Source organism: Bacteroides sp. AF25-38AC, from assembly GCF_003602995.1.
GTDB lineage: Bacteria > Bacteroidota > Bacteroidia > Bacteroidales > Bacteroidaceae > Bacteroides > Bacteroides uniformis.
The window spans coordinates 82868-103461 of the sequence record NZ_QTMD01000003.1 but is presented as its reverse complement, the minus strand read 5'-3'; the positions used below and the strand labels follow the sequence as shown (position 1 = coordinate 103461).

Annotated in this window: 13 protein-coding genes and 1 pseudogene; 10 read left to right on the top strand and 4 right to left on the bottom strand. The window is 46.3% G+C overall.

The features are described from left to right. Positions 1-8: 8 nt before the first annotated feature. The 9 genes and pseudogenes from DWY55_RS03260 (at position 9) to DWY55_RS03220 (ending at position 14387) form a co-directional block, all read left to right on the top strand. Positions 9-1013 (top strand): GRP family sugar transporter, encoded by a 1005-nt coding sequence (locus DWY55_RS03260; protein ID WP_005826120.1) that lies wholly within the window; start codon positions 9-11, stop codon positions 1011-1013. Positions 1014-1065: 52 nt separating this feature from the next. Beyond that, on the top strand, positions 1066-4020 hold the full coding sequence (locus DWY55_RS03255) for a SusC/RagA family TonB-linked outer membrane protein (RefSeq protein WP_005826119.1): 2955 nt from the start codon (positions 1066-1068) through the stop codon (positions 4018-4020). A gap of 8 nt (positions 4021-4028) precedes the next feature. After that, the gene (locus DWY55_RS03250; RefSeq protein WP_005826118.1) at positions 4029-5600 is read left to right on the top strand and encodes a RagB/SusD family nutrient uptake outer membrane protein; all 1572 of its coding nucleotides are present in this window, start codon (positions 4029-4031) and stop codon (positions 5598-5600) included. A gap of 35 nt (positions 5601-5635) precedes the next feature. Beyond that, a complete protein-coding gene (locus DWY55_RS03245) occupies positions 5636-7162 on the top strand; it encodes an ADP-ribosylglycohydrolase family protein (RefSeq protein ID WP_005826117.1) in 1527 nt (508 codons plus the stop codon). A gap of 241 nt (positions 7163-7403) precedes the next feature. Then, positions 7404-8441 (top strand): Holliday junction branch migration DNA helicase RuvB, encoded by a 1038-nt coding sequence (gene ruvB / locus DWY55_RS03240; RefSeq protein WP_034525480.1) that lies wholly within the window; start codon positions 7404-7406, stop codon positions 8439-8441. A 112-nt stretch (positions 8442-8553) separates the two neighbouring features. After that, the gene (locus DWY55_RS03235; protein ID WP_117878378.1) at positions 8554-9996 is read left to right on the top strand and encodes a lipopolysaccharide biosynthesis protein; all 1443 of its coding nucleotides are present in this window, start codon (positions 8554-8556) and stop codon (positions 9994-9996) included. Between the two features lie 180 nt (positions 9997-10176). Continuing rightward, positions 10177-10809, top strand: a pseudogene (gene dinD / locus DWY55_RS03230) (DNA damage-inducible protein D); the annotation flags it as partial. A gap of 52 nt (positions 10810-10861) precedes the next feature. After that, entirely contained in the window at positions 10862-12232 is a 1371-nt protein-coding gene (locus DWY55_RS03225) for a TIGR00341 family protein (RefSeq protein ID WP_005826112.1), read from the top strand. A 16-nt stretch (positions 12233-12248) separates the two neighbouring features. Beyond that, positions 12249-14387 carry a S46 family peptidase gene (locus tag DWY55_RS03220; RefSeq protein WP_120178013.1) on the top strand — a complete coding sequence of 713 codons (2139 nt, stop codon included), beginning with the start codon at positions 12249-12251 and terminating at the stop codon, positions 14385-14387. A 38-nt stretch (positions 14388-14425) separates the two neighbouring features. On the opposite strand, the gene ahpF is transcribed toward DWY55_RS03220, so the two are convergent. The 3 genes from ahpF to DWY55_RS03205 all read right to left on the bottom strand — a co-directional run bounded on the left by ahpF (position 14426) and on the right by DWY55_RS03205 (position 17887). After that, a complete protein-coding gene (gene ahpF, locus DWY55_RS03215; protein ID WP_117588616.1) occupies positions 14426-15985 on the bottom strand; it encodes an alkyl hydroperoxide reductase subunit F in 1560 nt (519 codons plus the stop codon). A 213-nt stretch (positions 15986-16198) separates the two neighbouring features. After that, complete coding sequence (ahpC, locus tag DWY55_RS03210) at positions 16199-16765, bottom strand: alkyl hydroperoxide reductase subunit C (RefSeq protein ID WP_005826106.1); 567 nt, start codon at positions 16763-16765, stop codon at positions 16199-16201. A 195-nt stretch (positions 16766-16960) separates the two neighbouring features. After that, positions 16961-17887, bottom strand: a complete 927-nt coding sequence (locus DWY55_RS03205) for a hydrogen peroxide-inducible genes activator (RefSeq protein WP_117681009.1) — start codon at positions 17885-17887, stop codon at positions 16961-16963. A gap of 140 nt (positions 17888-18027) precedes the next feature. Between DWY55_RS03205 and DWY55_RS03200 the strand changes: the two genes are divergently transcribed. After that, complete coding sequence (locus DWY55_RS03200; RefSeq protein WP_117878328.1) at positions 18028-18516, top strand: Dps family protein; 489 nt, start codon at positions 18028-18030, stop codon at positions 18514-18516. 89 nt (positions 18517-18605) lie between these two features. Here DWY55_RS03200 and DWY55_RS03195 read toward each other — a convergent pair whose 3' ends face one another. Then, the gene (locus DWY55_RS03195; RefSeq protein ID WP_022401898.1) at positions 18606-20561 is read right to left on the bottom strand and encodes a DEAD/DEAH box helicase; all 1956 of its coding nucleotides are present in this window, start codon (positions 20559-20561) and stop codon (positions 18606-18608) included. Positions 20562-20594: the final 33 nt, after the last annotated feature.

Below are 20594 nucleotides of genomic sequence, written 5' to 3'. Positions count from 1 at the left end.
TTTGTACTATGTTTATTGTCAGCAGTTATACGTTAGCCGTTCTTTTCTGCTTTGTCACAATGATTTGCTGGGGCTCTTGGGGAAATACCCAGAAATTGGCGGGAAAGAGTTGGCGTTATGAGCTCTATTATTGGGATTATACCATAGGCATTCTGCTGTTTGCACTTCTTTTGGTATTCAGCTTAGGGAGTTTCGGAAGTCAAGGAAGAAGTTTTCTTGAGGACATTCGTCAAGTCAGTACGGAAAATATGGTCAGTGCATTTGTAGGAGGTGTGATTTTCAATGCTTCTAATATTCTTTTATCCGCTTCAGTTTCCATGGCGGGAATGGCGGTAGCTTTTCCGTTGGGTGTTGGGCTGGCATTGGTCCTGGGAGTTTTTATCAATTACTTTAGTGCTCCGAAAGGTAATCCGCTATGGTTATTTGTGGGGGTTCTTCTTGTGGTGGTTGCCATTGTCTGTAATGGAATGGCTGCAGGTAAGAAGCAGAATAGTGGTACTATTGGGAGCAGGAAAGGGATTGTTTTAGCAACGATTGCCGGTGTATTGATGTCCTTCTTTTACCGTTTTGTTGCTTCTGCCATGGATTTGAATAATTTTATTTCTCCCACACCTGGGATGGCTACTCCTTATACAGCATTTTTCATCTTTGCTGTCGGAATCTTTTTCAGTAATTTTATATTCAATACTTTGGTGATGAAACACCCTTTTGTGGGAGTATCTGTTACTTATAAGGAATATTTTGCGGGAAAAATAGAAACACATTTGGTTGGTATCTTAGGTGGATGCATCTGGGGGCTGGGAACGGCTTTGAGCTATATTGCTGCTGAAAAGGCAGGTACTGCTATTTCATATGCACTAGGGCAGGGAGCTCCTATGATTGCTGCTTTATGGGGAGTGTTTATTTGGAAAGAGTTTGCAGGAAGTCCGCGCGGAACGAATAGACTTCTGGCAATAATGTTTGTCTTCTTTATTTTAGGGCTTTCACTTATTATATTTTCGGGAGGTAACTGATCTCTCCGATGATTTGAATATAAATTGGCTTTATTAACTTTATTAAAATAATATGAAACAGAAAAGTGTAAAATGGTGGCGGTATTTCTTTCTACTGTGTTTGATGGGAATATCAGTATGTATGTATGCTTCCGGAGGAAAAAGAACCTTAAACGGATTGGTGACAGATGTTGAGGGTGTACCTGTTATTGGTGCTAATATTCTTGTTAAAGGCCAGACTACTGGTGTGATTTCTGATGTTGAAGGTAAGTTCTCCATAACGGTTTCTTCTCCAAAAGATGTGTTGGTCATCTCATACATCGGTTATAATACCGTAGAAATGATTGTGGGCGAGAAAACAAGCATTAACGTCCAGTTGACCGAAAGTTCTAATCTTCTAAATGATGTGGTAGTTATTGGGTATGGCTCTATGAAGAAGGGGGAAATTACAAGTGCCATTACGAATGTGAAGTCTGAAGACTTTATTCAAGGAGTTGTAAAAGATGCTACCCAGTTGTTGCAAGGCAAGGTTGCTGGTTTGCAAATGGCAAGCCCATCGGGAGACCCGACAGCAGGAGTGGAAATCAATATTCGTGGTGTATCCACGATTTCTGCGTCATCAGCCCCTTTGATTGTTATTGACGGCATTCCCGGAGGAAGTCTGAATTCCATTGCTCCCGAGGATGTGGAAACCATTGATGTACTGAAGGATGGATCGGCTGCGGCTATTTATGGAACTAGAGGAACAAATGGTGTGATAATCATTACTACAAAAAAAGCAAAGCAAGGCAAAGCGTCTTTGGAATACCATGGATATGTAGCATTCGAGTCTATACAAAAGCAGACGGATGTACTGACAGCATCTGATTACAGAAGACTAGCACAGGACCCTTTGTTTAAGGATAATATCAGTGATGAAGGTGCTGATGTCAATTGGATTGATGCAATTACCCGTAATCCCGTAAATCATACTCATAATTTGTCTTTGCGTGGAGGAACTGAAAAGACAAACTATATTGCTTCGATAACCTATAGAAAGCAGGATGGTATCTTGTTGAATACAGGCAAGGAAGCTTTGACATTCAAGATTGGATTGAATCATTCGATGATGGATGACAAATTGAAAATACAGTTGAATGTCAACAATTCGACCATAAAGCAGGACGTTACTTGGTATAATGCTTATTTGCAGGCTTGCTTGATGAATCCGACGCGTCCGGTTTATAATGAAGACGGCTCCTATAAAGAATATGGAACTTCTTATAAGCCCTATAATCCGGTAGCTCTTCTGAATGAGGAAACAGACCAGGAAAAATGGAATCAACTTCTAGCGAGTGGGAAAATTACTTTTTCACCCATTGAAGGGTTGAATCTGAGTGCGATGGCGGCCATGCAGCGATATGACTCCATGAGGGACAAATGGAATACTTTCAACTATTTTACTACCACTATTGAAAATAAAAACGCTGAAGTAACCAAATGGGCAGCCGGCAGTATGGATCGGACTCTGGAACTGACAGCAGATTATTTTAAGACGATAGGAAAGCATGAGTTCTCGGGATTGGTGGGATATAGCTATCAAGATTTTGAAAGACAAGGCAGCCAGATGTATGCTATGGATTTCCCTACTGATATATTTGGCCCTTGGAATATTGGTACAGCCCAGTCTACAAAAGATGGTAAATCGACAATCAGTAGCTATAAAAATGGCAATAAGCTGATCTCTTTCTTTGGTAGACTTACCTATAACTATGATAACAAGTACATGCTGATGGGAAGTTTGAGACGTGAAGGGTCTTCAAAATTTGGCGTGAATCATAAATGGGGCTGGTTTCCTGCTATTTCAGCCGGTTGGAGAATTAGCGAAGAGAGCTTCATGAAAAATATCGGTTTCGTAGATGACTTGAAGTTGAGAGTTGGATTTGGTGTGACGGGAACAGAATTGTCAGATTCTTATCAGTCGCTGGTTTTATTGAACTATTCTGGTGTAGGCCAGATGAACGGGCAATGGACACAAGGAGTAGTACCGGCCTCTAATCCTAATCCAGATTTGAAATGGGAAACAAAATCGGAATGGAACTTAGGTATTGATTTTTCTCTTTTGAGTAGAAGATTGAATGGTACAATTGATCTTTATCAGCGGACAACTTCAGATTTATTGTCTGAATATCAAGTTCCTGTGCCACCTAACTTCATTAGTACGATGTGGGCTAATGTAGGCAAGATAAGAAATAGGGGAATTGAAGTAGCATTGGATGGAGAGGTTATCCGGACAAAGGATTTTACTTGGAGACTGGGAGGTAATTTCTCTTATAATGTCAACAAACTTTTATCTCTTTCCAATGACAAGTATCAAAGAGATTATTGGTATACGGGGTGGACTAGTTCAGGTATTCAGCAGACGACGCATATTGTAAAGGAGGGTGAACCGATAGGAAATTTTTACGGTTGGAAAGCAGTAGGACTTACCGATGATGGATTATGGTTGGTGGAAGGTGCTGATGGTAATCCTAAATTGGCCAGTGAAGCCGGACAGGAAGACAAACAAGTGATCGGTAATGGTTTGCCAAGTATGTATGCAGGTTTGAACACAACACTTTTATATAAAAAGTTTGATTTGGGAATATCTTTGAGAGGAGCTTTCGGCTTTGAAGTATTGAATGAGTATAGAATGCATTGGGAAACGATGAAGCGTATTAGTGAAGGTAATTTGCCGAAATCTGTATTGAAAAAACCTTTCGGGAGCCAGTCTTATGTTTTTGATTCTCATATGTACCATAGCTATTATGTTGAGAAGGGAGACTATGTGAAGTTAGACAATGTTACATTGGGTTATACTCTTAATCTGAATAATAAATATTTGAGAAGTGTGCGGTTATATGTGACGGGACATAATCTGCTTACTATCACTGGTTATGATGGACTGGATCCTGAAGTCAGTATTAAGGGTTTAGATCCTGGAGTTGAGCGTAAGGAGCTGTATCCTACAGTCCGTTCGTATACGGTCGGTGCTATTGTTAAATTTTAAAATGAAGAATGATGAAAAAATATAGTTTATATATATTGTTCCTGATGGGGTTGGGGGCAATGGCTGGTTCTTGCACAAATCTTGATGAGAAAATCTATGATAGGTTGGTAGACAACAACTTCTATAAAAATGAAAAAGATATCATTGCTGCCATTACACCGGTATATACGGATTATAGAGGACTTCTGGAATGGCGTAAGTGGTGGGACTTTGAAGAAACGACTGATGTGGCCGTAACACCGCGAGCAGCTTGGTTTGACGGAGGAATCTATATACGTCTGCATAAGCATACATGGAAACCGGAAGATCCCCATTTCTCAGATCTTTGGGGACAGGCCTACGGAGGAATCAGTAATTGTAATCGGGTAATTTATCAGCTTGACAATTTGGATTTCGAAGTTACTGGTAAGGAAAGTGTAATAGCTGAGTTGGAGGTAGCCCGTGCTTATTGGTATTACATACTATGTGAGGCTTTCGGTAATGTACCTATTGTAGACCGGTTTGATGTTCCGGAAGGTTTCTTGCCGGAAACCAGTAGCCGCGAAGAGGTGTTTGCATTTATAGAGAATAGTATAAAAAATAATGTTGATAAGCTGAGTGACGATACAAAGACTTACTATGGCAGATTCAATAAATGGAATGCCAAGATGTTACTGGCACGTCTTTATTTGAATGCAGAGTCATGGATAGGGAAGAATATGTATACGGAATGCATGGCACTTTGTACAGAAATAATGAACTCCAATAAATATGCCTTGGAGAATGATTATAGTGCACCTTTCTATGCCCAGAATGAAGGCTCCCAAGAGATTATATTTGCTTATCCGGCAGATGAGGTGAAGACTGGAAGTACCATTTACATGGCTTTGCAGAAAACTCTTCATCCTTCAAATGTAAAAACCTTTAATTTGCAGACATGGTTGGATAATGGGGTGTGTGCTGTTCCTACTTTTATAGATACTTATGAGGAAGGCGATAAGCGTTTACCGAAAACCTGGAGAATGGGGCAGCAGTATGGCAGTGACGGGTCTATCTTATATTGCACTGGACTTGTTCCTGGTTGGGAAGGAAAACCCTTGATTTATACAAAGGAAGTCAGCAATCTTGAAAATGGAGGAGAGGCTGAAGGTTACCGTTGCGGTAAGTATGAAATTAAAATGGGAACCTCGCGTGCGTTGGATAATGATTGGGTGGCTATGCGTTATGCAGAGGTTTACTTGATGAAAGCTGAGTGTATTTTACGTACAAATGGCAATGCGGAAGAAGCGGCACAGTTAGTCAATGAAGTACGGAAACGTGCTTTTGACGGTGACAACAAACTCTCTGGAGCTGATTTGTTGAAAACAACTAATGTAAATGGTGTTCCTGTACGTTTTGGAATTTTATTGGATGAATGGGGCCGGGAATTTGCTTTGGAAGGTTTGAGGCGTAGCCAATTGATACGTTTTGATAATAATTATACAAAAGGAGAATGGACTTTTCACGAACCTTCTAAAGAAACTTATTTAAACTTATTTCCTATTCCTTTGTCAGAGATACAAGCTAATAATAAATTGGAACAAAATGAGGGGTATAAATAGGGTGGTATATTGAAATATAAATTAAAAAATTAATTATGAAAGAACTTAGAATCTTTGGAATATGTATATGCGTGCTGCTGGGGACTGTAATGGGTAATGCAGCTTCAAAATTGCCTTCATCAGTGACGATGAGTAAGGTTCAATTAGAGAATAAGATAAAGGGAGGTTGGGCCGGCCAGACTATCGGGGTTAGCTTCGGTAGTTATACGGAATTTAGGTATCAAGGAACTTTTATTCAGGATTATCAGACGATTCCTTGGGGGGAAGGTTATGTGCAAAGATTGATGGATTCCTGGCCTGATTTATATGATGACATTTACATGGACCTCACTTTTGTAGATGTATTGGAGAAAAAAGGGCTGGATGCTTCGGTGAAAGATTTTGCTGTAGCTTTTGCTACGGCAGACTATAATTTATGGCATGCCAATCAGGCTGCGAGGTATAATATAGCTCATGGAGTGGACAATCCTGGACATTGGCTGAATAACCCACATGCCGATGACATTGATTATCAGATTGAAGCAGATTTTGCCGGACTGATGAATCCGGGTATGCCTAATTCAGCTTCTCAAATCAGTGATAAGGTGGGGCATCTTATGTGTTATGGCGATGGCTGGTATGGTGGTGTTTATGTCGGTGCCATGTATAGTCTTGCTTTTGTGTCTGATGATATCCAGTTTATTGTTACTGAGGCTTTAAAGACGATTCCGGAGGAAAGTGGTTTCTATAAATGTATTGCAGATGTGATAGAGTGGTATAAAATGTATCCTGATGATTGGAAACGTACTTGGTTCGAAATTCAGAAACATCATGCGGAAGAGATCGGTTGTCCGGATGGAGTATTTCATCCATTAGATATTGATGCTAAAATTAATGCCGCTTACATCGTTTTAGGATTATTGTATGGCAATGGTGATTTCACTAAGACAATGGAAATATCAACGCGGGCAGGTCAGGATTCAGATTGTAATCCGTCTTCTGCAGGAGGGATATTAGGCACAATGATAGGCTATGATGCTATCCCTGAATATTGGATGAAAGGTTTGAGAGGGGCGGAAGGCAAGAATTTCAAGTATACGTTACTCTGTTTGGATCAGATTTACACTATCAGCAATAAACATGCTTTGGAGATGATTCGCAGGAATGGAGGAAAAGTGGAAAAGGAGAATGTGACAATTGCCGTACAGAGGCCCGAGACTGTACGTTTGGAGCAGAGTTTTACAGATATGTATCCCACGGCTAAGGTTGAATTGTCTAAACACGATATAGATATACTGACTTTTGAATTTGAGGGTACGGGATTTGTACTCCGTGGGGAGGCTATTCGTAGGGACATGAATCGGCCGGATGCAGTACTGAAAGTTAATCTGTATCTTGATGGGGAGTTGGTCGAGAAGGCTGCTGCATTTCCGACTTACTTCCATGATCGGCGGTTAGATATATTTTGGAAATATCAGCTGCCTGAGGGTAAACATCAAGTAAAGGTAGAAGTCATAAAAGATGGTGCTAATGCTTTGTTGAAGTCTTGGGATTATATCGTTTATTCGAAAGGCAAGAAATGATTGTGAAATACTATGCTGATTAGGAACCATATCAAAAACAATAAATAGGTATTAATATGTAACATAGTATTGCATAGGGTAAGGTAAGCAAGATTAGCTTATGGATGATTTTAAGAACTGTATGAATGAGTTTTCTTTCATGCAGTTTTTTTTGGGTAGGAGAGATAGCCATGAAAAAACTAACTTCTATCGCTTATCTCAAAATAAATTAGTTATTTTGCAGAAAACAAAGGAATCTGGAATGGAACAAGAAGATTTTGATATACGCAACCAGCAGCCCGTCACCAGCCGAGAACGTGATTTCGAGAACGCTCTCCGTCCGTTGAATTTTGAGGATTTCAGCGGGCAGGACAAGGTGGTGGACAATCTGCGCATATTTGTGAAAGCTGCCCGCCTGCGTGGCGAGGCGCTGGACCATGTGTTGCTTCACGGCCCTCCCGGATTGGGAAAAACGACACTCAGCAATATCATAGCCAACGAACTGGGCGTAGGTTTCAAGATAACTTCCGGTCCGGTACTTGACAAGCCGGGGGATTTGGCGGGAGTGCTTACCAGCCTGGAGCCCAATGATGTACTTTTCATCGACGAAATACACCGGTTGAGCCCCGTAGTGGAGGAATATCTGTACTCAGCCATGGAGGACTACCGCATAGACATCATGATAGACAAAGGCCCTTCTGCCCGAAGCATACAGATTGATTTGAATCCTTTCACGCTGGTGGGAGCTACCACGCGTAGCGGTCTGTTGACAGCTCCGTTGCGTGCCCGTTTCGGTATCAACCTGCATCTGGAATATTACGATGATGATGTGTTGAGCGGCATTATACGTCGTTCGTCCGGCATTCTCGATGTACCCTGCTCCGTAAGGGCTGCCGCCGAGATTGCGAGCCGCAGCCGTGGCACACCGCGTATTGCCAATGCATTGCTGCGGCGTGTACGCGATTTTGCCCAGGTGAAAGGTTCGGGGAGCATTGACACGGAAATCGCACAGTTTGCCCTTGAGGCTCTGAATATCGACAAGTATGGTCTGGACGAGATAGACAATAAGATACTCTGTACCATCATCGACAAGTTCAAAGGCGGTCCGGTGGGATTGACTACCATCGCCACTGCTTTGGGCGAAGATGCAGGTACGATAGAGGAAGTCTATGAACCGTTCCTGATAAAAGAAGGTTTCCTGAAACGCACTCCCCGTGGGCGTGAAGTGACGGAGCTTGCCTACAAGCATCTGGGGCGAAGCCTCTATAGTAGCCAGCGTACCTTGTTTGGCGACGAGTGATTCATTTTAAGAAAACGAATACAGAGATGCGGAGACATAAAGTCTCTCTTTCCTCTTATCCTAAAAAACTCTGTGCCTCCGTGCCTTTGTGTTCATAACAACCATTAAAGAAGTGGCCGGATTAAAATCATTGGCAAAAGAAACTGCCATTTATGGGTTGAGCAGCATTGTGGGGCGTTTCCTCAATTACCTGCTGGTGCCCGTATATACCATGGCGATGTCCGCACAGAGCGGAGGCTATGGCGTAGTGACGAATGTATATGCGTGGGTGGCGCTCATGCTGGTGTTGTTGACGTGCGGCATGGAGACCGGTTTCTTCCGCTTTGCCAATAAAGGAGAGGATGACCCGATGCGGGTGTACTCCACGACATTGCTCAGTGTGAGTGTGGGGGCGCTTACCTTTCTTGCATTGGGATTGCTGTTCCTCAACCCCATTGCCGGATGGCTGGAGTATGGTGACCATCCCTGGTACGTGGGCATGATGATGATTGTGGTGGCGATGGATGCTATTCAAAGCATTCCTTTCGCTTATTTGCGCTACAAGAAGCGTCCCATTAAGTTTGCGGCACTCAAACTGCTGTTCATCTTCCTGAACATTGCACTGAATCTGCTCTATTATGTAGGGATGAAAGGGGATGACGTGGGCTATGCCTTCCTTTTCAATCTGATATGTACCTCTACCATCATGCTTTGCATGATTCCGGAGTTGCGTGGGTTTGCCTACGTGCTGGACAGAAAACTGCTGAAGCGGATGCTTGCTTATTGTCTGCCGTTGCTGGTACTCGGCTTGGCAGGTATCCTGAATCAGGTGGCGGATAAGATTATTTTTCCTTTTGTCTATCCGGATGAGGCGGAAGCTTCCGTACAGTTGGGCATTTATGGGGCTGCCAGCAAGATTGCCATGGTGATGGCGATGCTTACACAAGCCTTCCGCTATGCATACGAGCCTTTTGTCTTCGGGAAGAGCCGGGACAAGGACAACAAGCAGATGTATGCGCAAGCCATGAAGTTCTTCATCATCTTCACACTGCTGGCATTCCTCGCTGTCATGTTCTATCTGGACATCCTGCGCCATATTATAGGTCGCGACTACTGGCCGGGGTTGCGGGTAGTGCCCATCGTGATGGCTGCCGAAATCTTTATGGGTATCTACTTCAATCTTTCTTTCTGGTACAAGCTGATTGACGAGACGCGTTGGGGCGCTTATTTCTCCCTGATAGGTTGCACGGTACTGGTAGTGATGAACATACTTCTGATTCCCCGATACAGCTATATGGCTTGTGCCTGGGCAGGCTTCTGCGGTTACGGCATCGCCATGCTGCTGTCTTACTTCGTGGGGCAGAAGAAGTATCCCATTCAGTATGACCTGAAAGCTATCGGTAGTTATGTGCTGCTTGCGGCAGTACTCTATCTGGCTGCCGAATATGTCCCGATAGAAAATATTTACCTGCGTATGGCGTACCGTACCGTTTTGTTGCTGCTCTTTGTGGCCTATATCGTGAAGTGCGACTTGCCGTTGAGGCAGATTCCGTTCATTGGTAGGCTGGTGAAGTGAGGTTAGAGAAGTTAGATTGATAAACATTGCGTATTTAACAGTTTTGTCAAGAAAAGCATTACTTTTGTACTGTTATTAAAACTGAAGTGACACAATGGACAGAAAAATCAATCGCATAAAGATTGTTTTGAAATCAAGGATTGTGCAGAAGAGCAAACAATAAATTCAGAATCAAGTATGATTAAATCAGAAGCAATTCAGAATCTCCTCGCAAGATTCGAATCCATTGCGTGTGAATACGAAGGCGTGGAGTGCTGGAGTGCTCGCGAATTATATCCCATTCTGGGCTATGCCAAATGGCAAACGTTTGAGAATGTTTTAGGAAAAGCTAAGGAGGCTTGCCAAAACGCTGGTGTAGAGACGAGTAATCATTTTACCGGCATCAGTAAAACGATACTTATGCCTAAAGGTGCATCAAAGGACATTGAAGACTTTATGCTCACTCGCTATGCCTGCTACCTCGTGGCACAAAATGGTGACCCTCGTAAGTCGGAGATTGCTTTTGCCCAAAATTACTTTGCTGTACAAACACGTGTGGCAGAGGTAATAGAGCAACGACTTCTTGACTACGACCGTGTCCAGGCTCGCCATAAGTTGGCAGAGACAGAGAAACGCCTCTCTGGTGTTCTTTACGAGCGTGGTGTGGATGACAAGGGGTTCGGAATCATACGTAGTAAGGGCGACCAAGCTCTTTTTCGCATGAACACTGCTATGCTTAAACGTAAACTTGGAGCACCGGAAAAACGTGCTTTGGCAGATTTCTTGCCAACTCTTGGCATTAAGGCAAAGGACTTTGCTGCCGAGATGACCAGCAGTGTTTTACGAGGCGTTTCATTGAGAGAAAATTGAAAACTGATAATTGATAATGGAAGAAAAGACGACCGACAACAGAAATACCTTCGCTATCAAGACTTTTCTGAAAGACTATCTTGATTTGCGCAAAGACAAGGACAATGAACTGGAAACTGTAGATTCCATCCGTAAGGGAGTGGAATTCAAAGGAGCCAATCTTTGGATTCTGATATTCGCCATATTCATGGCCTCGTTGGGATTGAATGTAAACTCCACAGCCGTGATTATCGGTGCCATGCTCATCTCGCCGCTGATGGGGCCTATCATGGGCGTGGGGCTTTCTGTGGGGTTGAATGATTTTGAATTGATGAAGCGGTCTTTGAAGAGCTTCTTGATAACTACCTTGTTCAGTGTGACCACTGCTACCATTTTCTTTCTGGTGAGTCCCGTTGCCGAGGGGCAGTCGGAATTGCTGGCACGTACGTCACCCACCATTTATGACGTATTCATCGCCTTGATGGGTGGCTTGGCAGGTGTGACGGCGCTCTCTACCAAAGAGAAAGGAAATGTGATTCCGGGTGTTGCCATTGCTACGGCTTTGATGCCGCCTCTCTGTACGGCAGGCTACGGGCTGGCAACGGGTAACTTGATTTATTTCCTCGGTGCATTCTATCTTTATTTCATCAATTCTGTGTTTATCAGTCTTGCCACTTTCCTGGGCGTGCGCGTGATGCACTTCCAGCGCAAGGAGTTTGTGGATAAGAACCGGGAGAAGAAAGTACGTAAATATATCGTCCTGATTGCTATCTTGACCATGTGTCCCGCTGTCTATCTGACGGTAGGTATCGTCCAGGATACCTTCTTTGAGAGTGCTGCCAACCGTTTTGTCAACGAGCAGCTCTCCTTTGAGAATACGCAGGTGCTGGACAAGAAAATCCATCACGAGGGCAAGGGCCACGAAATACGTGTCGTGCTGATTGGGCAGGAGGTGCCCGAAGCTTCCATCGCCATTGCCCGCAGCAAGATGAAAGACTATAAGCTGGACAATACCAAGCTGATAGTCCTCCAAGGTATGAACAATGAAGCGGTGGATATTTCTTCCATCCGTGCCATGGTGATGGAAGACTTCTACAAGAACAGCGAGCAGCGTCTGGTGGAACAGAAACAGAAGATTGCCACACTGGAGCAGAATTTGGAAAGATACAAAACCTTCGATGAATTGGGCAAGAAGATTATCCCAGAACTGAAAGTGCTCTACCCGTCGGTAAAGACCGTATCAATATCTCATGCGATTGAACTGGCGGTAGATTCTGTACGGGTGGATACTGTGACCCTTGCCGTCTTGAAATTCGGCAAGCATCCGGGTGCGCACGAGAAGGAAAAGATTGCGGAGTGGCTCAAGGCGCGTACGGGTGCCAAGCAATTGAGGCTGATTACTGAATAATACAAGAATTGACGGAATGAAAATAAGATTTATACTGATAGCTGTCTGCTTCCTTTTTTCTCTGCCGGGACAAGCGGATGAAGGGATGTGGATGCTGGGAAATCTGAACAAGCAGACACGCCAGACCATGAAAGAGTTGGGCTTGCAGATGTCTGTCAACAAGCTATACAATACGAAACGCCCGTCGCTGAAGGATGCGGTAGTCAGCTTCGGAGGCTTTTGTTCCGGAGTGGTGGTGTCCGGGGATGGGCTGGTGTTTACCAATCATCACTGCGGCTTCAGCAGCATACAGCAACACTCGTCTGTGGAGCACGACTATCTGAAAGACGGATTTGTGGCACGTAATCTTAGTGAAGAACTGCCTAATCCGGAACTTTACGTCCGCTTCCTCTTGCACCAGCAAGACGTGACCCGTCGGGTACTTGGAGCAGTAAAACCGGATATGAACGAATCTGAGCGTACAAGTGTAGTAGATTCGGTGATGCTGGTCATTGGCGAAGAGGTTTCTCGTAAAGACTCCACGCTGATAGGCATTGTGGATGCTTACTATGGAGGCAATGAATTCTGGCTTTCCGTTTATCGCGACTACAATGATGTGCGTCTGGTATTTGCACCGCCTTCTTCAGTGGGCAAGTTCGGCTGGGACACTGACAACTGGGTATGGCCGCGCCATACGGGTGACTTCGCCGTATTCCGTATCTATGCCGGCAAAGACAACCGTCCTGCCGACTATTCTCCCGACAATGTTCCCTACCATCCCGAATACGTGGCTCCGATATCTCTGGACGGTTATCGTGAGGGTTCCTTCTGTATGACGATGGGCTATCCGGGCAGTACGGAACGCTATCTTTCCTCTTTTGGCATCGAAGAGATGATGACCACCACCAACCAGGCTCAGATAGATGTCCGTGGTGTGAAGCAGGCCATCTGGAAGCGTGAAATGGATAGCCGTGACAGCATCCGCATCAAGTACGCTTCCAAATACGACGAAAGTTCCAATTATTGGAAGAACAGCATAGGAGTGAACCGCACCATCAAGAAACTGCATGTGCTGGACAAGAAGCGTGCCATGGAGACCGAACTCCGTCGCTGGATACAGCAGACACCGGAGGAGCGGGAACATCTGCTGCATCTTTTTTCCGACCTGGAGCTGAACTACAAGAGCCGCCGTGATGCTTATCGTGCCAGAGCTTACTTTGCCGAATCTTTCCTGAACGGTCCGGAACTGGTGCAGCTTGCTTTGTCCATCCTCAACTTCGACTTTGAGGGGGAAGAGAAAACGGTGGTTGCCAATCTGAAAGCTATCGTTGAGAAATATGCCAATCTGGACTTGGGCATTGACAAGGAAGTGTTTACAGCACTGTTGAAAGAATACTGCTCCCAAGTGGATTCCACCTATCTGCCCGAGCTCTACCAGACGATTGCGACAGAATACGGAGGTAACGAGCGTACCTATGTGGATAGTCTTTATGCCCGCTCGGAGCTGACCACCCCCCGTGGATTGAAGCGTTTTCTGGAGCAGGACACCACCTATCAGATATATAATGACCCTGCCATCAACTTGGGCATCGACCTCATCACGAAGCTATTCGAGATGAATATGCAGGTACAGCAGGCTTCCGGTGAAATCGAGCGGAATGAACGTTTGTTCAACTCTGCCGTGCGACGTATGTACGCATCCCGTAACTTCTATCCCGACGCCAACTCCACCATGCGTTTGAGTTTTGGCACTGTCTGCGGTTATGCCCCCTTCGACGGAGCGGAATATGATTATTATACCACCGCGAAAGGTATTCTGGAGAAAGTCAGAGCCCATGCAGGCGATGTGGATTTTGAAGTGCAGCCTGAGTTGCTATCCCTTCTTTCCTCCGGTGATTTCGGTAGATATGCCGATGAGAAGGGAGAAATGAATGTCTGCTTTATCTCCAATAATGACATTACGGGAGGCAATTCCGGCAGTGCCATGTTCAATGCCAAAGGAGAACTTCTGGGGCTTGCCTTCGATGGGAACTGGGAAGCCATGAGCAGCGACATCCTTTATGAGCCGAAGATGCAGCGCACCATCGGGGTAGATGTACGCTACATACTGTTTATGATTGAGAAGTATGGGAAGGCAGGAAATCTGATTCAGGAACTGAAGCTTGCCAATCCTTAACGTGTGCCCCCTGCCTATACTTTTATGGGTGATATTTTCTAAATCACTCCACGGATACGGTCATCGAATGCCGAGAGTGCTGCCTTTGCCCCTTCGCCCATGGCAATGACTATCTGCTTGTAGGGAACATTCGATACATCCCCTGCCGCATATACCCCCGGAAGTGTGGTACGGCAGAAAGCGTCAATCTTAATCTCCCCGGTCGGAGTCGTTTCCAGCTTGTTGCGGAAAGGAGCGCTGTTGGCTGCCAAACCGATTTGCACGAAGATGCCGTCTAACGGGAAGTCGCGTTCCTCGCCGGTAAGGCGGTCCTTGATGCGGATAGAAGTTACTTTTTCCTCGTTTCCATCGACTTTTACGGTCTGTGACGAGGTGAAGATTTCCACATTCGGCAGGCTCTGGGCTTTCTCTTGCAGCACTTGGTCGGCTTTCAGTGTATCGGCAAATTCGAATACCGTTACCTTCCGGCAGATGCCTGCCAGGTCGATGGCAGCTTCAATCCCCGAGTTACCTCCACCGATAACCGCCACATGCTTGCCTTGATAGAACGGACCGTCGCAATGCGGACAGAATGCCACGCCGCGTCCTATGTATTCCGCTTCGCCCTCCACATTCAGTTTGCGCCAGCTTGCCCCTGTGGCAATGATTACCGCCGGTGCATGGAACATCTCGCCGCCTACGGTGGAGACACTTTTCTCCGTTCCCTGCAACTCTACTTTCTCTATCTTACGCTCCTCGAAAATCTCTATCGGATAGTGCTCTATATGTGTGCGGAGTGCGTTGGCAAGTTCTGCACCAGTAGTCTGCGGCACGGAGATAAGGTTTTCTATGCCTACCGTCTCCTTTACCTGTCCGCCTATGCGCTCGGCAACAATCGCCACCCGTAGGCCCTTGCGTGCAGAGTAGATGGCTGCGGAAGCTCCGGCTGGTCCGCCGCCCAATACCAGCACGTCGAAATCTCTCTCTATCGGCGCTTCGTCCTCTTGCGGAGCACTGCCGAAGGCTTCTTCCAGCTTCTGCAAAAGCTCTCCTAAAGAACCGCGACCTACGTGAAGCAGCTTGCCATTAGCGTAGACTGACGGCACGGCTTGTATCTTCAGCGCATCTACTTCCTCTTGATTAAGCGCCCCGTCCACCATCTCGTGGGTGACGTGCGGATTCAGCAATGCGATGATGTTCAGTGCCTGCACCACATCCGGACAGTTGGTGCAAGTAAGCGATACATACGTTTGCAGGCTGATGTCGCCTTGCAACGCCCGGATGCGGCGACGAATTGCTTCGTCCGGCAGATTTTTCCCCTTTCCATCGGCATTCAGCACGGCAAGCAGGAGGGAAGTGAACTCGTGTCCGCCGGGGATGCCGCGGAACTTGATGCCGGTTTCCACATCGTCTTTCAGCAATGTGAACTCCAACACGGGGTTCTCTATCTCACTCATCCGGCAGGAGAGCTTGTCGGAACAGCTTGCCACATCCTTCAAGAATCCGATAAGCTCTTGTGCCTGCTCGTGACCCGGATGATAGGTGATGTGAAAGACGTAGCGGGCTTCCAAATGCTGGAATACGCTCCGCACCTGGTCTAATATAGTTGTTTCTAACATGATTAATAGGGTGTTTGGGGTGAGAAAATAGTCTTTTAATATGTTTGATATAGAGTAGTTGCAGAACTTGTGAGGAAGTACTCCAATACTCCTTCGAAAGTACTGCGGTACTCCTTTGAAAGTACTACAGTACTTCTGTACAAGTACTGCGGACGTCTTAAAGGAAAGCGGACGTCTTTCTATGGTGAAAGCGCCCGCTCCTCCTATTACTTATCAAATCTTTCCTACAAGGTCGATGCTCGGCTTCAAAGTTTCCGCTCCTTTCTTCCACTTGGCAGGGCAGACTTCTCCATCGTGTGTGGCAACAAACTGTGCAGCTTCTACCTTGCGCAGCAGCTCGTCGGCATTGCGTCCGATGTTGTTGTCCTGTATCTCGGCAATCTTGATTTTACCCTCGGGATTTACGAGGAATGTGCCGCGATATGCCATGCCTTCCTCTTCAATCATCACGCCGAATGCGCGGCTCAGCACGCCTGTGGGGTCGGCAAGCATGGGGTACTTAATCTTGCGGATGCTTTCGGAAGCATCGTGCCATGCCTTGTGCACAAAGTGCGAGTCTGTGCTTACAGAATATACTTCTACGCCCATTGCTTGGAATTGGTCATATTTCTCTGCGATGTCTACCAGCTCGGTAGGGCATACGAAGGTAAAGTCTGCCGGATAGAAGAAGAAAATGGCCCATTTACCTTTTACGTCTTCGTGGGATACTGTTTTGAAACTTCCGTTTTGGAAAGCCTGAACCTTGAATTCAGGGAGTTGTGAGTTGATGATCGGTTCCATAATTTTTCTCTTTTAATAGGTTTAGTTTTTTGTTTTACCAATGCGAAGATTGTGCAGACAGAATGTAGAAGCCAGTTTGCTTGATGATGCTGAGGTGCAACCGACCTTCGCTTTTTCTGTTTGCAAAAATATAGCATTTTTCCCCGATAGAACAAAAAATCCGATTGAAAGATTTTATGGAGCGATAGATGAAATCTATACGACTGCTTGGGTTGCTTTCAGTGAGAGCATTTCCTTGGGTACGGAAAGTTTTATCTCCTTAACCAGCACTTCGAGCAGCGTGTGGCGGATAAAGTTCTTATTGGTCAGCAGCACGACCTGGCGGGTGGGGCAGGGGATGGCGAAGGAACGTACCAGCTCTTTCTGGGCATCGCCCAGTTGCAGAACGGCCAGTTCGGGGATGAAGGTCACGCCTTTGCCGCTTTCTACCATGCGCATAAAGGTCTCCATGCTGCCCAAGTGATAGGCAAGCTGGCTGGCACGTGCCGACTTCATCTGGCAGAAGCGCACCAGCTGGTCACGGAAGCAATGGCCCTCGTCGAGCAGCCAAAGCTGTTCGCCGTTCAGGTCGGAAGTACGGATTACCTCGTTGTTGAAGAGGGCGTCTTCGCGCGACACGTAGGCAAAGAACTGTTCATAGAACAACGGCGTCTGCTGCAACTCTTCCATACCTGCCAGACTCGCTACGATACCTGCATCTATTTCTCCCGTCTGCAGGGCTTTCTTGATGTCGTTTGTTTTCATTTCGACTACCCGGATGTCGAGGTTGGGGTATTTCTTCATCAGCTGCGGAAAGAAACGGGGCAGGAGGTAAGGAGCTACGGTGGGAAGTATGCCCAGCTTGAAGGTGCCGGTCAGTGAGTGTTTTTCTTCTTCTATAATATTCTTTATACGGTTGGCTTGAACCAATATATTCTGTGCTTGTTCTATGATGTGGATACCGACGGGAGTGGGGCATACCGGCTGCTGGCTGCGGTCAAAAATCCGGGTGTCCAGTTCCTCTTCCAGTTTCTGAATCATGGCACTGAGGGTGGGCTGTGTCACGCGGCAATATTCGGCTGCTTTGGCAAAGTGGCGGAACTGGTTGACGGCAAGGATGTATTCCAATTGTTGTAAAGTCATGATGAACAAGGCATTTGAAGGTTATGTATAGAGTTCGTCTATGCAAAGATAGAAATTATCTGTTTGACAAGCCTTGATTTACCCCTTATCTTTGCAATATCCAAAAGAAAAATAGTATAAATATTTAAAACAATAGAATTATGAAAACTTTAGATTACTTGCATTTGAATGAAAAGAAAGTGGCTGGCGTAGCATCAGCATTGCACCAATTATTGGCCGACTTCCAGGTACATTACACCAATTTGCGCGGTATGCACTGGAACATCAAGGGACACGGCTTCTTTGTGCTGCACGAGAAGTTCGAGAGTATGTATGACGATACCGCCGAGAAGATTGACGAGATTGCAGAGCGCATCTTGATGCTGGGTGGCGTGCCCGAGAATAAGTTCAGTGAATACCTGAAGGTTGCCAACGTGAAGGAAGTGTCCGACATCTCTTGCGGCAGTGAGGCTGTGGACCATATCCTCGAGACTTACGGCTACCTGATTGGTGAAGAGAGAAAGGTAATTGAACTGGCAAATGAAGCCGGCGATGACGTGACGGTAGATTTGATGACCGGCTACTTGAAAGAGCAGGAGAAAATGGTTTGGATGCTCGTTGCATTCAGTACGAAAAGCTGTACGAAATAAAGGATAAAGAGTTGTGAAAAAGGATAGGGTGATAAAACGGTAGCGGATGCTGCCGGTTTTATCACCCTATTATCTTTCTATAGTTTATATCACTTCTTCTTCTTCGGTGTCCGTCTTGCCCACCCTTCTTCACTGAAGTCGGGCTCTGCATCCTTAAAGTCATTGTTGCCCTGGAAGAACTGTTTCCAGTCATCCTTTTTGCCACGGGCTTTGGTGTAACCCCGCTCTTCGCGGCTGGGCTTGCCTTTCTTCTTGTCGTTTGCAGGACTTTCGGCCTTTTCGCTGCGTTTGCCGGTGGCATCGTTCCGTTTGCCGTCTTCCTTGTAGCTGCGCTTCTTGCTGTCAAACTCTTTTTTCCCATAGCTTCCGGCTGTACCCGGACGTTTGCCCCTCGGAGCCTCCTTACCCTCGTCTCCGGCAACCTCTACGGATACTTTACGGCCGTTCCAGCTGGCGCGGTTCAGGGCCTTCACTACATTGGTGGCTTCCTTTTCCTCCACTTCGAAGAAGGAGAACTTCTGCATCAGGTCAATTCGTCCCAGCTCTACACGTCCACGTGTATTGTTGTTCAGCAGGCTGATTAATTCGTTGGGGAAGAAGTTGTCCATTTTACCCAGGTTGATGAACAAGCGGGTAAAGCCGGGTTCTGCTTTGCGGCTGCTTCTACGGTCGTTGCGGTCGCCCCTCTCGCCACTTCTTGCACCACGCTCACTACCGGTTGCTGTCTCTATCTCGTCACGGCCGCGATAGTAATCCAGGAAACGGTTGAATTCATGCGAAACCATGCGTTTAATCAGGTCCTCTTTGCTCAGCCAGTCCAGCTTGCGGTAGATGTCGGTCATAAAGTCGGCGATTTCCTCCTCGTTCACTTTCACCTTTTCAAGATCGTCTATCACTTTGAGCAGTTGCTTTTCGCATATCTGTTTGCCGGTGGGCATTTCGCCTGCAATGAATTTCTTGCCGATGATGCGCTCAATCTCGCGCATTTTGCCTTTCTCTCGCAGGTTGATGATGGCGATGGAAGTCCCGGTTTTGCCGGCACGTCCCGTACGGCCGCTGCGGTGGGTATAACTCTCGGTGTCATCGGGCAATCCGTAGTTGATGACGTGTGTCAGGTCGTCCACATCGAGGCCGCGTGCGGCAACGTCCGTGGCAACCAGCAGTTGTAGGTTGCGGATGCGGAACTTCTGCATCACGGCGTCACGCTGCGCCTGACTCAGTTCGCCGTGCAGCGAGTCGGCATTATAGCCTTCCTGCATCAACTTGTCAGCTATTTCCTGCGTTTCTTTGCGGGTACGGCAGAAGATGATGCCGTATATCTGCGGATAGTAGTCCACAATACGTTTCAGGGCAGCATACTTGTCTTTGGCATGTACACAGAAGGCTACGTGTTTCACGTTGCTGGTGCTTTCATTTTTGCGTCCGATGGTGATTTCCTTGGCATCGCGCAGGTACTTCTTGGAGATGCGTGCGATTTCCGGGCTCATGGTAGCGGAGAACAGCAAGGTGTTGCGCTCCTGCGGCACATCGGCGAGAATGGCGTTGATGCTGTCTGTGAATCCCATGTTCAGCATTTCGTCCGCTTCGTCCATAACCACGTTCTGTATGGTGGCGAGGGACACGGTTTTGCGTTCCATCAGGTCCAGCAGTCGTCCCGGTGTGGCTACGATGATGTGTACACCCCGTTTCAGGGCGCGTATCTGGCTTTCGATGGACGAGCCTCCATATACGGGCAACACTCGCAAGCCATCGGTATATTTAGAATAATCGTTCAAGTCGCCTGCTATCTGCAAACAAAGTTCGCGGGTGGGGCAGAGAATAAGTGATTGGGGAATTCGGTTGTTGACGTTAATCTTCTGTATGAGCGGCAGGCCGAACGCTGCGGTCTTTCCTGTTCCTGTTTGTGCCAGTGCTACTACATCATTGTTTTCTCCTAAAAGGTAGGGAATTACTTCCTCTTGTACCGGCATGGGCTGCTCGTAACCCATTTCTTCGATGGCGCGGCGTATCTCCGGCGACACACCGAGCTCTTCAAATGTCTTCATTAAATCTTCTGTATATCTTTATCTTTATATTTC